General features: G+C 43.3%; 12 protein-coding genes. 6 read left to right on the forward strand and 6 right to left on the reverse strand.

Annotated elements, in window-relative coordinates; genetic code table 11:
* Window positions 1-96: 96 nt before the first annotated feature.
* The 4 genes from ndhD1 (at window position 97) to QUA53_RS05285 (ending at window position 7,288) form a co-directional block, all read left to right on the forward strand.
* Complete coding sequence (gene ndhD1, locus QUA53_RS05270; protein ID WP_445304918.1) at window positions 97-1,683, forward strand: photosynthetic/respiratory NAD(P)H-quinone oxidoreductase subunit D1; 1,587 nt, start codon at window positions 97-99, stop codon at window positions 1,681-1,683.
* 311 nt (window positions 1,684-1,994) lie between these two features.
* Entirely contained in the window at window positions 1,995-3,806 is a 1,812-nt protein-coding gene (locus QUA53_RS05275; protein WP_333095532.1) for a DUF4209 domain-containing protein, read from the forward strand.
* Window positions 3,807-4,517: 711 nt separating this feature from the next.
* The gene (locus tag QUA53_RS05280; RefSeq protein WP_333095529.1) at window positions 4,518-5,519 is read left to right on the forward strand and encodes an ABC transporter substrate-binding protein; all 1,002 of its coding nucleotides are present in this window, start codon (window positions 4,518-4,520) and stop codon (window positions 5,517-5,519) included.
* Window positions 5,507-7,288 carry an ATP-binding protein gene (locus QUA53_RS05285; protein WP_333219190.1) on the forward strand — a complete coding sequence of 594 codons (1,782 nt, stop codon included), beginning with the start codon at window positions 5,507-5,509 and terminating at the stop codon, window positions 7,286-7,288. Before QUA53_RS05280 ends, QUA53_RS05285 begins: the two co-directional genes overlap by 13 nt.
* Window positions 7,289-7,797: 509 nt before the next feature.
* On the opposite strand, the gene QUA53_RS05290 is transcribed toward QUA53_RS05285, so the two are convergent.
* The 4 genes from QUA53_RS05290 to QUA53_RS05305 form a co-directional block, all read right to left on the reverse strand.
* Window positions 7,798-8,274, reverse strand: coding sequence for a DUF2656 domain-containing protein (locus QUA53_RS05290; protein ID WP_333095525.1), 477 nt, complete (start codon window positions 8,272-8,274; stop codon window positions 7,798-7,800).
* Window positions 8,275-8,282: 8 nt separating this feature from the next.
* Complete coding sequence (locus QUA53_RS05295; RefSeq protein WP_333095524.1) at window positions 8,283-9,164, reverse strand: HEAT repeat domain-containing protein; 882 nt, start codon at window positions 9,162-9,164, stop codon at window positions 8,283-8,285.
* 9 nt (window positions 9,165-9,173) lie between these two features.
* Entirely contained in the window at window positions 9,174-9,443 is a 270-nt protein-coding gene (locus tag QUA53_RS05300; protein WP_333095522.1) for a hypothetical protein, read from the reverse strand.
* A gap of 157 nt (window positions 9,444-9,600) precedes the next feature.
* Window positions 9,601-10,209, reverse strand: a complete 609-nt coding sequence (locus QUA53_RS05305; RefSeq protein WP_333095521.1) for a phycobiliprotein lyase — start codon at window positions 10,207-10,209, stop codon at window positions 9,601-9,603.
* A 218-nt stretch (window positions 10,210-10,427) separates the two neighbouring features.
* On the opposite strand from QUA53_RS05305, the gene QUA53_RS05310 reads away from it, so the two are divergent.
* Entirely contained in the window at window positions 10,428-11,258 is an 831-nt protein-coding gene (locus QUA53_RS05310; RefSeq protein ID WP_333095520.1) for a pentapeptide repeat-containing protein, read from the forward strand.
* Window positions 11,259-11,260: 2 nt separating this feature from the next.
* On the opposite strand, the gene QUA53_RS05315 is transcribed toward QUA53_RS05310, so the two are convergent.
* Both QUA53_RS05315 and QUA53_RS05320 read right to left on the reverse strand, forming a co-directional pair.
* On the reverse strand, window positions 11,261-12,013 hold the full coding sequence (locus QUA53_RS05315; RefSeq protein WP_333095519.1) for a phycoerythrobilin:ferredoxin oxidoreductase: 753 nt from the start codon (window positions 12,011-12,013) through the stop codon (window positions 11,261-11,263).
* Window positions 12,014-12,020: 7 nt separating this feature from the next.
* The gene (locus tag QUA53_RS05320) at window positions 12,021-12,755 is read right to left on the reverse strand and encodes a 15,16-dihydrobiliverdin:ferredoxin oxidoreductase (RefSeq protein ID WP_333095518.1); all 735 of its coding nucleotides are present in this window, start codon (window positions 12,753-12,755) and stop codon (window positions 12,021-12,023) included.
* Window positions 12,756-13,000: 245 nt separating this feature from the next.
* Here QUA53_RS05320 and QUA53_RS05325 point away from each other — a divergent pair, with 245 nt between their 5' ends.
* Window positions 13,001-13,579, forward strand: coding sequence for a phycobilisome protein (locus QUA53_RS05325; RefSeq protein ID WP_333095517.1), 579 nt, complete (start codon window positions 13,001-13,003; stop codon window positions 13,577-13,579).
* Window positions 13,580-13,601 lie beyond the last annotated feature (22 nt).

Here is a 13,601-nt window from a genome sequence, read left to right on the forward strand (position 1 = left end):
AAAAAAAAATGTTCCGTCTAAAGAAAGTATAAAATTTACGCCAAAATTGGCAAAATGTGTTTAAACCTAATAACTGATGGATCATTCTAAAACGCAATGGATACAGCTAACTTTCCCTGGTTAACAACAACAATTCTGTTTCCCATTGCTGCGTCCTTGCTGATTCCTTTAATTCCCGATAAGGATGGCAAGACGGTGCGGTGGTATGCCCTAATTGTGGGTTTGATCGATTTTGCCCTACTTGTTTACGCTTTTTACACTCAGTACGACTTCAGCAATCCAGATTTGCAACTGGTAGAAAGTTACTCTTGGGTGCCGCAACTGGATTTAAATTGGTCTGTGGGTGCTGACGGTTTGTCGATGCCGCTGATTTTGCTGACGGGTTTTATTACCACTTTAGCTACTTTAGCAGCTTGGCCGGTTACTTTTAAACCGAAGCTATTTTACTTTTTGATGTTGGCGATGTACGGCGGCCAAATAGCAGTTTTTGCTGTGCAGGATATGCTGCTGTTTTTCCTGGTTTGGGAACTGGAATTAGTGCCGGTTTACCTAATTTTGTCGATTTGGGGTGGCAAAAAGCGCCTTTATGCAGCAACTAAATTTATCCTGTACACGGCAGGGGGCTCGCTGTTTATTTTGGTTGGCGCGCTGACGATGGCGTTTTACGGCGATACGGTGACTTTTGATATGCGGGCGATCGCAGCTAAAGATTACGCCCCCAATATAGAATTGCTCCTGTACACAGGTTTCTTAATAGCTTACGGCGTCAAACTGCCGATTTTTCCCCTGCACACCTGGCTCCCTGACGCTCACGGCGAAGCAACCGCACCCGCTCATATGTTGCTAGCAGGAATTTTGCTAAAAATGGGCGGTTACGCTTTGCTCCGGATGAATGCGGGAATGCTCCCGGATGCTCACGCTACCTTCGCACCCATCTTGGTAATTTTGGGTGTTGTTAACATCGTTTACGCGGCCTTAACTTCTTTTGCTCAGCGCAATCTGAAGCGGAAAATTGCTTATTCTTCCATTTCGCACATGGGGTTTGTGCTGATTGGGATAGCTTCGTTTACCGATTTGGGAACTAGCGGTGCAATGCTGCAAATGGTTTCCCACGGTTTAATCGGGGCGAGTTTGTTCTTCATGGTAGGTTGCACTTACGATCGCACTCACACGCTCATGCTCGATGAAATGGGCGGTGTCGGCAAGAAAATGCGTAAGGTTTTCGCGATGTGGACTGCTTGTTCTATGGCTTCCTTGGCTTTGCCGGGAATGAGCGGTTTTGTAGCAGAATTGATGGTGTTTGTGGGTTTTGCAACGAGCGATGCTTACAATCCCGTGTTTAAAGTTTGCGTGGTATTTCTAGCTGCTGTCGGGGTGATTTTGACTCCGATTTATCTGTTGTCAATGCTGCGGGAGATTTTCTACGGGCCTGAGAATAAGGAATTGTCGGAACACGAGGAATTGGTGGATGCGGAACCGCGAGAAGTGTTTGTTATTGCGGCTCTGTTAGTGCCTATTATTGGCATTGGTTTGTATCCGAAGATGCTGACTCAGGTTTACGATGCGACTACTGTACAGTTGACTGCAAAGTTGCGTGATTCTGTGCCTTCTTTGGTGGCTAAGGCTGCGGCGGATAAAACAGTGTCTCTGCGTGCTCCGGCGATCGAGCCGAGCAAGTTGTAATTTGAACGAGATTTAGGAAGAAAATCCCCAAAATCTTAGAAAGATAGAGTTTGGGGGTTTTCTATTTTAATTGATAGACAAATCAGGGAAACTTGGCTCTCAAGCAATCTTGAGTTGGGTTTTATAAACAAAGTGGGCAGGCGGTAAATGAGGGCGATCGGAGTGTTAGACAGGAACTGCGCTCTAATTAATAGTTAGATTGCTTAAGTTGCTGATGAGGGAAGTCGTTGAAAGGTTATGTGTCAGTGCTGGGAGTCAAGCTGACTTGATAAAAATTTGGCATAATAGAAACTAAAGAAAAAATTATTACTATGTCGCCCTTGAATCAACCTCTTACAAAAGATGACTTTAATAACACCTGCTGGTATGATTTAGTGAACAGCAGCGAACGGAAAGATTGTTTAACCTATTATAGTGCTTTTTGGGAAAAATCGCAGGAGGCGCAAGGAGCAGGAAATCTTAGGGAGCAAGAAGTTTTTGCAATTCTGGCAGCCGTGACTAACGCTGCAATTAAGCCAGAATCAACCGAAGAGTTTTTTGCTGATATTTTCAAGAATCTTACAGACGAGCAGCTAGACTTTCTTGCTGAAATCGCACCTAAAATATCAGATCCTGAACTTCAAGCACGAGTAGCAGATATTCTCTGGGTCAGACGACGTGACAATCGAATGGCTCAGTTGGCAATTTCCGCTTACTTACAATCAGCAACCACGTTAGAAAGCCCTGACCATTGGAGTGACTTTGTTGACAGAATAGAACGGGCACTACGGTTGGCACGCAAAATCAGACATCAGGACAAAGTTGTTTTTGCCCACATAGAAGCAGTTCTCGATCGCTATCAAGGGGAAGACCCGCTATGGTTATCTGCAAAGTTAATGCAGCTATTGCAGGAGTATCGATTCGGAGAACCAGCCAAATATGCAGCTCTTTCCTCAAAAGCAGCAACTTTAGCAGAATCAACCTCTCACTGGCCCAGAGCAAGAACACTCTGGAGTATTAAAGCCATATGGCATCGCATCGAGAAAGATTACACCAAGGAACTTGATGCTTCGATGTCAGCCGCCGAGACTTATGTTAAAGAAGCCGAGGCTGCTCTTACCAGAACTCCACCGAGTTACATGGCTGCATCGCAATTTTTACAACAAGCTGTTGAGGCATTTAGAAGGATTCGAGGCACAAGAGAGGAAACTGTAGGTGCTAAAGCAAGAGCGGAGGAAGTTCATAGACTTCTTCTTGAGTATCAGCAAAAAACTCTCAACGAGATGATTACCAGTTCTCACGACATTGACATTAGTGAGCAGGTAGAGGAAGCAAGAAATCATGTCAGGGGCAAAGACTTTCAAGAAGCACTATTTGCTTTGGCTCTTTTAGGTGCCCCAACTGATGTCTCTCGATTGAGGCAGCAAGTACAACAGCAAGCTCGTGAGTTTGTAGTATCTCATCTTTTTCCTGTTTTCATGGTGAATGAAATGGGCAAAGTTATTGCTCGTCAACCAGGTTCCGTCCTTTCTAGTAATCCTGAAGAAGCAGAGGCTGCAACTCGTTTTGAGATGTGTCGGAACGCCATTTACTATCAAAACCTACAAGCTCAAGCATATATTGAGCCTGCTAGAGCTCAAATTAATCTAGAGCATGGTGTGCGACTCAACGATATTTTCTCAATCGTGTCGCATAGTCCGTTTATTCCACCTAACCGTGAATACCTGTTTGCAAAGGGCTTGTATGCTGGACTTACTGGAGACTTTTTCACATCTACCCACATCCTAATTCCCCAACTTGAAAACTCTGTCCGTTATATCATGTGGCGAAGAGGCATAATTACTTCGGGGTTGGACGACAGTGGTATTCAGACCGAACATAATTTGAACTCTACTCTTTACCATCCAGAGATAACCTCTATCTTCGATGATGAAAATATGCTATTTGACTTGAAATGTTTACTTGTTGAACATGCTGGTAGTAACTTAAGAAATCGTATGGCTCATGGTCTAATTAATGATGGTGAGTTTATGAGTCCATTGATGTCATACATCTGGTGGCTTACATTAAGGCTTTGTTGCTTGCCTATTGTGATACATCAGCAGCGGGTTGAGCAATCCCAGACAAGTACCGACGCAATCTAACACCTCATGGCAGCGAATCGACGCAAGCCGCTGGTGCTGATTTCAAGGTTACTGCTCGCTGCTGCATTTTGCCGTTATACCGTAAAATTACCATTTGGTCGATCGCTCTTCATTCCGTTATTGCGCTCGCACTGGCGGGTTTCTATCCTTATTCTTATACGGAGAGTGCGATCTTTGGAAAGTGCGATCGCACCGAGAAAGTTTTGATGCGATCGGGCTCTTATAGGCAAAAAACATAACAATAAAACCCCAAAATCCAGTTTTAAAAATGGGTTTGGGAAAATTCGTTGAGGGTGGGAAGCATTCTCATCCGCCTGATATCGTTACCGCGATCTTGGACAGAATATTCTTATGTGGATGAACCGTTGATTGCAGCGGCCCAGGAACCGCCAGAGCCACGAACGCCTCAACTCCAGGAAGTTCTTCGCATAGCAAGCTCGACGTTGTGTAGAAGTTATAACCACATTTACCAGCCGATGAATTCCTGGATTATTATGTGCGGGAATCAGCGACAATTTCTTGATTTTGGTTGGATTTAGTCATGACTTATAAGCGATGAGAATAGTTATATTTTACATTTGTGTTAGGCGTTTTTTTATGGAATGACATCCAGAAAAGTTATTGTTATCATCGACGAACAAGAGCATTGAGGCTGCATAGATGACTGGCAAAGCTCAGACCGGGACTAGACAATTATTGCATAGGTGTTGGTTGACCTTAACGAAATGGCGATCGCTAAGTGTCCTCTGCATTTTGACACTGGCGGTTAGCCTGATTGTGAATGCTTGTAGCCTTTCACCACAGCAACTAGCTCCCCTGCGCGTCGGTATCACCAGTTGGGCAGGATTTGATATCGCACTTTATGCTCAGGAAGCCGGCTTATTCAAACAGCGGGGATTGGACGTGCAACTCATTCGGTTTGAGAATCAACAAGATTCTACTCGCGCCATGCTGCGGGGTACTCTTGACGCGACTTTTGTGTCTTTATGGGATGTGGTTCAGTCTGATTCGCGGAGTGAAAAGCCTGCGGTGGTGATGGTAACAAATGTTTCTCACGGGGCTGACGGCATTGTTGCTCAACCTGGAATCAAGTCAGTGGGAAACCTTCGCGGTAAAAGAGTCGGAGCGAAACTGGGAACAGTGAATCATCTGATTTTATTGGAAGCGCTGAAGTTGCACCAGATTAAACCCGAAGACGTCAAGATTGAGGATGTTTCCAATGAAACAGCGGTTGATTTGATGCAGAAGAAAGGTTTAGATGCAGCCGTGATCTGGCAACCTCTTCTAGGCGAAACGGCTCAAAATATTAAGGGTAATATCATTTACACCACTCAGGAAGTTGATAGTTTGGTCATTGATATGCTGGTTTCTCGGTCAACTATTACTCGCGCGAATAAAGCTGAATTGAAGCAATTTATTATGGCTTGGTTTGATATTATGAGTGCGGTGGAAACAAAGCCTAATGTCGTGTTTCAAAAAGTTGCTCAAAACCTGGGACAAAAGGGTGAGGCTTTTGCTAAAGATTACGCTGGTCTGAGAAAGGGTGATATTGCTATGCAGCAGAAGATGTTTCTGTCTGGTAGGTTGCCAGAGGCCATGGCTCAAATGGCTGAACTATTAAAATCTGACCCCCGTGCCGGAAAAATACCGCGTCAGGATGTGGAGATTAACACTGAGATCGTAACTACAGCAATCAATGAATGGAAATTATGACGAAATTCCTGCATTCCCATAGCTTGTCGCAGCGCTTGCTGGTTAGCGTTGGGTTGTCGATTACCACAGTTGGACTGGCAACTCTGGGACTTAACTATCGGCTGATGCAGTCTGACTTAGAAACGCAAGTTCATAACCGAGCTCAATCAATTACACAATCTCTAGAGTTTTCTACAGAAGGCTTACTAGAGTTGGAGAATAAAACCATTCTGCGACGGGTTGTGCAAAATTTTGCCACGATGCCCGGTGTGCTGGAAATTGCGATTGTTAATCCATCTGGAATGGCGATCGCCCGCAGTCCTCACAATATGACTAATCAGCCATATACTTCGATCTATCCACAACTCGCGCCAGCGATCGATCGGGCGGCAACCGCAGGCATTGAAGTCGGGCAAGATATCGTTGTGGACAACAAGCCTGCGATCGCACAAATTCTACCTTTTAGCAGTACCTTGTTTGGCGCATCTCAACGACGGGGAGTGGCGATCGCGCTACTCGATCTCAACCAAATGCAGCAAGCTGCCGACAGAACCTTCATTACCTCAACTTTGTTATTGCTAGTTGGCATCATCACAATTTTGTTAATGATGGGGATACTCCTTCAGAAGAATGTATTGCAACCCTTACGAGACTTGAATCAAGCAGTTTCTCAAAGTAAAAAAACTGGCATATTTCCTATGCCAAAGACGATTCCAGCTAACGAAATTCAATTTTTGGCAAGCACATTTGAGGAAGTATTCCGACAATTGGAAATCCACGAGCAACTCACAGCCGAAATAGCTCAACGGAAACAAATAGAAGTCACATTACGCGATAGTGAAGCCAGAGAAAGAGACAAATCTCAGCAGCTTGAGCAGGCTATTGAGAATTTAAAACGAACGCAAACCCAACTGATTCAAACAGAAAAAATTTCATCCTTGGGGCAATTAGTTGCAGGATTAGCCCATGAAATTAACAATCCGGTCGGCTTCATTCATGGCAATCTAATTCATGTACAATATTATGCTGAGAGTCTATTAAATTTGCTACACCTATATCAAAGGCATTATCCCAACCCAATTGGCGAAATTGAGAAAGAATCAGAAAATATTGACCTAGATTTTTTGCAAGATGATTTACCTAAAATTCTGACTTCAATGAGAATTGGAACCGATCGCATTCGCCAGATTGTGCTTTCACTCCGCAATTTTTCCCGGATGGATGAGTCAGAATTTAAAGAAGTTGATATCCATGAAGGAATTGATAGCACGCTGTTAATTTTGCAACATCGTCTCAAGGCGCGCCCAAAACATCCAGAAATTAAAGTCATTCGAGACTATGGCGATTTACCGCTAGTTGAGTGTTATGCCGGACAACTTAACCAAGTATTTATGAATATTTTGGCAAACGCTATTGATGCACTGGAAGAAATAAATACTCAACGGGTAGCTTGCTCGATCGAGAAAAAGCCCTGTTGTATTACAATTATTACCTCGGTGGTAGATTCGCAATGGGTTAAAATTGCTATCGCCGATAATGGCAATGGAATTCCAGAATCAATTCAAACCCAGATATTCAATCCATTTTTTACAACAAAGCCTGTAGGGAAGGGAACAGGAATGGGAATGGCGATTAGTTATCAGATTATTACTGAAAAACATGGTGGGACGCTGAGGTGTTTTTCAACGCCAGGAAAAGGGACGGAGTTTGAGATTTTTATTCCTGTTAATCAGAAGGAGCTGACAATATCGAAATCAACGACGATTTTATCTACGGGAGATAGATCCTAGCCGGGTAAACGTCAAAATCAGCATTTCGGGACTTATATCCAACTTTGCAAACAACCTTGAAGCCTTGCTCGATTTCTCCTTTCAACCTTAAAAACATTCTCGATCACTTTACCCATGACTATTTGGATCAAAAGAGTTAATATAGATCTACAAAACATTCAGATTTCAGTTAGGAGTAACTTGAATTTCGCATCCTACAATTGAAGCAAAAATCAGTCTCCCTGTTAATTTACTAGAAGCCACTTATCGACCCGTAAACCAGGGAAAAGCCAAAAGTCGTGAGTAATTTATTGTGCGGGCTATGAGTCGAGAATTGGCGACGCTAAAGCCATCCTAAATTGATGCAGCACTAGCAGCAGAAATGGTAAGCGCTCCGGAGTATCAAGCTGATGTCTTACAAATGGGAACTGAGTTTGCTACAGCTTATTGGGAAGCCTTTAAACGGGCGGAGTCTCAAGAATAAAAAACAGTATCAATCAAAAAGATATCCTGCCACCGTAACTCACCCTTTACCCCTTTCTTTTTTCAACCTTAAAAACATCCTCAAGACTTTTTCCAGCCGTTTTATCCTCCCACCCCATCGCCATCAAAAAACTCTCAGCAGACTGAGTTTCCACCACATCCACCCCCCATTCTCCCGGTTGCAACGCCTCAGCATCGCTACTCAAAGGAGGCGTCTTCTTCAATCCCGCTAAAATCAAAATATCAGGAAAAGAATCATCAGTTTTCCCCTGACTCATCCGCTTATCCACCAAAGCTAGAGCACAGAATTCTCCCACTTGAGGCGGAGAAAAAGCATCAGTAGAAAATAAAACTTCTACCATCCAATGAGAATGATTTAATTGACGACACTTAATCTCAGGATATTGACTTAAACCCTCAGCAAATACCCGAGTAAATTCTTCCCGACTTAAGGTGGGAAAAACACCCTCTGGCATATCAAAATTATGAGAAAGCAACATCCGCCCCGTTCCGGATTCAGTCATACTTTTAGTTACTTAATTTGAGAAATTGCCAACTTAATCACACCTTGAATCGCCGCTTCTGACTCCTTTTCCAATGCAGCTTGTAGCGGTTCAATCGCAGCCCGATCGCCCACTTTCATCAAAGACAAAGCCGCCGCCCTGCGAGTTTCCCCATCACCACGATCCAGCAACTCAATCAGATTAGGAATTGCCGGCTTATAAGCCAGATTTCCTAAAGCCGCCGCCGCCTCACACCGCACATCAACATCAACATCCGTCAGAGACTTAACCAAAATCTCGAATAATTCATCCTTCGATTCTTCCTGTGCAACCTTGGCGATCGCACCCACCACCGCACCGCGCACCACAGGCGAATCAGACGCGATCGCCTGATACAAATACTCCTTCGCCCCCGCCCCAATAAAAGCCAACGCCCAAGCCGCATGACCGATCGTACTCTCTGGCAGATCAGTTGACCCTAAAATATCCAACAAAGCCTGCACAGACGGCTCCCCAATCCTCGCCAAGGCCCCAATTGATGAACCCTTAACCACCGTATCCTCATCGTTCAACAAAGCATGAATTAAATGAGGAACCGCAGTCGGATCGGCAATCAAAGTCAGAGTTTTAGCAGCAGCACGCCGCACAACCGGATTAACATGATTTGCCAAACCATCCAACAAAAAAGGAGTCGCCGCTTCGCCAATTTCAGCCAAAGTTTCCGCGAAACGCAGTCGAGTCATTCCCCGCGTATCGCCCAAACATTCAACCAACCGCTTCAACAGATTGGAATCATTAGCATCGAAAGTATCTAAATCTATTTGTTCAGTAACTTCCCGAAGAAAAGCATCGGTTTCCTCGTGAGCCAATAGAATTGGATCTGCCTCAGCTTGATCATTAGAATTGACCATAATTATTACCTAATTATTAGTAGTTAGAGCTGCCAATTGAGCGCGAAGATTCTCCAATCCCGCATCAATTTTAGCAAGTTCCGGCTCAATTTTAGCCATCGCCGCCTTCGGAGGTAATTTGGCCTTTTGTGCCGCCGTCATCGTTTCATTAACCAAACGTTCCCGATATTCCTCAAATTCAGCAATTACTTCTGTCAATTCTTCAACATTAGTCTCTGGTGAAGTGGCAACAGTTTCCTCATCATTATCCGATGGATTCAATTCTTCGTTTTCAGACATAGCTTTGAGAGTTTAATAATTAGTCCGCGTAGGCGAACCTTGTGTGTATATGCGATTGCAGTCGTCTGGATATTTTTTGTTTATGTTACCGCAATTTCAATCACCGGGATATTTTGACTGTGTGTGTAGCTGCGGCAAGAGACTGGATATTTGTGCTTTAAGGTGACAGCACACCCACCCCAGAAAATCTCAAGCGATTGTGTTCAATCAGCTCTTCTAAAGCAGAGTGAGAAACACAACGACGCTCAGAACAGTATGCCATTTGTTTAACCCCATTTATCATCTGCACAGTCATCACCCGTACCCGAAAATGATCGTTAATAAACCAACAGCGTTCCTGTCCTTGATTAGTCTCATATTCCGTCTCAATAGTCAATACCCCATCATCCGCAAAATGGTAAACACCGATGACCGGAATACCTTCAACATAGCCTCGATTTCGCAGAAACTTGCCTGTTCTCGGATTAGTAGGATTAGGCACATCTAAAAGAATAGCAGCATAGTTTTGGTTCGGAACTGTATCATCTAAATTGTCCTGCCACATAAAACTGCATCCCCCACTAACTAAAGCGGGATCGACATTCTGCTGTTGACAAACATCTAAAAGTCTGGGATCATCTATTGACAAAACTTCAATGATGACATTGGATTCTCCCGACTCATCAGCCGCAGCAGTATCAAAATTATGGACTGTTCGCTGAGTAAACCAAACGCCCTCACTCTTGCGAAAAAAATCCATCATAGTCATAGGTGGTGTTAGCAGCATTTCTGTTTCAACTTAGCGAGAGGAATCAGAGGGATTGAGACAAATCTCATTGAAAAACGGGGATTTAGGCTTTGACCTGAGCTTAGCCGAACTGGGAATCAGAGCTAATTTTGGTTAAGAAAAATAAACAAACGTCAGTCTGGAATCCTTCAAATTCTAGGATAAATGACACTGGACAATTTTGAGCAACTCGATCAATAAATTTTCAGAAAAACATAATGTCACCTCGTCAACACTCATCTTTCCTCTCCGAACCCCTTTCTGCAACAGAAATCTTGGCAACCATTCAGCAAGGGAAAAGTCTAGCTCAAAGCAACCTCGCGGGAATAAACCTCAGCCAGATGGATTTAGTTGGTATTGATTTCACTGGATCAAACTTGATTGGGGCCAACCTTAGTCAAACCAATTTACAAGGGGCAAATCTCCAAGGGGTTGATTTACGAAGGGCAAATCTCAGAAATGCCAATTTGAGTGGAGCGAATTTACAAGAAAGCTATCTTTTTCGTGCAGAGTTACAGGGCTGTAATTTAGTCGATGCCCAGCTACAAGAGGCTAAATTAAAGTTAGCTCAATATGATGCTCATACCCTTTGGCCAGAAGGATTTAATTACAAAAATTCAGGAGCAATTGGTCCCCAAGCCAATCTCAGTGGAGCTTTTCTAAATACAGCTTACCTCAGAGGAGCAGATTTACACGGCTGCAATCTGCGAGGTGCTTATCTCAGTGGAGCCGATTTAACTGGGGCCAATTTAGAGGGAGCAGCCTTAAGTGGGGCAAGTCTTAAGAATGCCTTTCTAACTGGTGCTTATTTACGAAATGCTATCTTGATTGGAGTCGAATTACAAGGAGCGGATTTACGAGGAGCTGACTTAACCGGGGCAAATTTAGAGCAATTAAATAGTATTGCTGGCGCTGATTTTACCCTAGCACAAGGACTAACCCAAGAGATGAAAGCCATGCTTTGTAGTCGCGATCGCAAAGAATTAGGAACTTGGAATGCTTTTACTCGTAACAATACAGCTCAGAGTCTTCGCTCTCAGGTAGTCTAAATTTAGACTGATTTTTGAACTTCTGGAATGTGGCGTTCTAAATCGAACAGAAAACCGTGAATATATTCCTCAGTCCACTCCTCACCATAGAACCGCGTAAACATCCCCCTAGCCGGATCTTTGGCAGCACGATAATTAATATAACGTCGCTGTGCCTCAAGAATCTCTCCAAGTCGCTGACTATCTGTGACAGGTTGCGCTTGCTCAACCAAATCGAGATAAGCTTGAAGATAATCCTTAAAAGCTTCAAAGACCGTAGTTTGCACAGCCTCTGTTTCCTTGGGACGAGTCCAAAGAAAAGCAGGAGAAAAGAAAGGTTTTGCCTCGTCAGGAAAATCTCCTCCCCAAGGCAACTCCTTTTGATAGTTGTTAAAAATTGGCAAAACTGAATCTGAATATTGCTTCTGATAAGCGGCATCGTGAAAAAGAGGCTGCATATCTAAAGCAATTAAATGTCCCCCCGGCAAGGTTACTAAGTCCGCCCCAAAAAAGGGCAAGTCATAATTTAACTGGGGGAAAATAACAAAATTAAGTACCTGGAGAGCATCACCACCCTCAACATGAGCTGCCCGAATTTGGCGTAATTTTGAGGACTTAAAAGCATGACTTGTCGTCACCACCAACTGCTCTTTTTTTCCCTTCCCCGTTATAGCTTCCTTGCGCTCAAAACCTGCGGGAATGGGATAGGGCGACCAGTCAAGTCGTGCTTTTAGAACTGGGAGAGCGTAATCTAAAAAAGGCTGATAAAGAGTCATGTTGAACTTATCTTACTCCCGCTGGAACTGCTAAGGGAACAGCATCTTCAAACAAAAATTCGTACAGAAATCGCTCTGACCATTCATGCCCAAAATAGCTGCTGAATAGCCCTGATGCTGGATCGCGTTCCGCACTATACTGGTCGTAATCTTTCTGTGCCTTCACAATTCGCTGCATCTCTTCTGGACTGTTAAGCGGGGAGGCTTGCTCTAGCATTTGCCAATACAACTGGACATATTCTTTATAGGCTGGAAACAAACGAGTTACAACCGTTTCAGCATCTGTTTTAGCAAATAGCAAGTTCTTAGAAAAATACTGGTTCGCATCGTAAAACTTCATTTCTAAGTCTTGCGTTAAATCTTTGTATTTCTCCTTAAGTGCGCTCATGGGCCCGATATATTTGTCTATATAGGCTCGATCGCGGAATAAAGGTTGAAAATCTAAGACAACCAAGATTTTCTTCTGCCCAAAGGCTAAAAAATCAATTCCTAGCAAAGGCAGGTCGTAATTATAATTCGGATAAATGACACTATTGAAAATTTGTGCCGTTTCTCCAGCATCAATGTAAGTGTAACGAATCTTTCGCAATTCGGGACATTGATAGCACCAACTTTGAATCGTGGCGGGATTTTTTCCTCTTTCACTCACCACCGATTCCAACCCAGAGGGAATAGGACGACTCTCTAGAGCAAAACGTCCAAACAGTTCTTTTTCTAAGAATTCCTGAAACGGCTTAAACATAGATTAAAATTTAGCTCCTTCAATCTTTCCCTCAAAACAAGATCATACGGGATTACCTTAAATCTTGTCTCTGTATTTGACAAACAAAGTAATATTTCGTTACACAAATCTGCTGTGTACTCAGGATTCCCCACAAAAACCGCGTACCAGCCATCATTAAACGGCTAGCTTTGTAATAAATCTTAACCAACTCGCTCATAATTTTAGTCTATCCTAGTAAATTAAGTTAGTGTAATTTAATAAATATGCAATTAAGTGAAAGAGCCAAGCAATTAATTCCCCAAGCAAGAATTGTCAGTTTTGCTACTTGGAAAAACTTATACTCAGATGAAGTAATTGCAATTTTTCAAAATGCTGACAATCAAAGTCGATATCTCACAGATGAAGAGTTAGAACTTATTAAAAATCTTCATCCTCCTCTCTCTTTAATGCTAGAAAAAGCCAGATTATTGCGAGAGCAAGCTCCTAATATTGTTGCTGATGCCAGAAAAAAGGTATTAGCGGACTTTCCCGATATAACTGAGCCTGGTAATGACCTTTATCCTCCCGAACGTGCTGAAGCCTGTTGGCGAGATTTTTGGCAGTTCCTACGCTGTATCACCTATGGAATTGCAGGTGACAGTCCTCAATTTACTAGCCAAGAAGGGCTCAAAAACATGGAGCTACTCTATCAAGAATTGCGGGTTCCTGTTTCGGCGATGCTCTGTGGACTAGAACAGTTGAAAGAAGTTAGCTTGCAGCAATTTAATTCTGAAGATCGGGATTTATTGAGTCTCTCTTTTGACCATTTAATCAGTGAGTTAAAAACTTTTAGTCAAGCTTAATCAACTCTCACAGTATCAGATT

The organism is Microcoleus sp. Pol12B3, assembly GCF_036701355.1.
Classification (GTDB): domain Bacteria; phylum Cyanobacteriota; class Cyanobacteriia; order Cyanobacteriales; family Microcoleaceae; genus Microcoleus.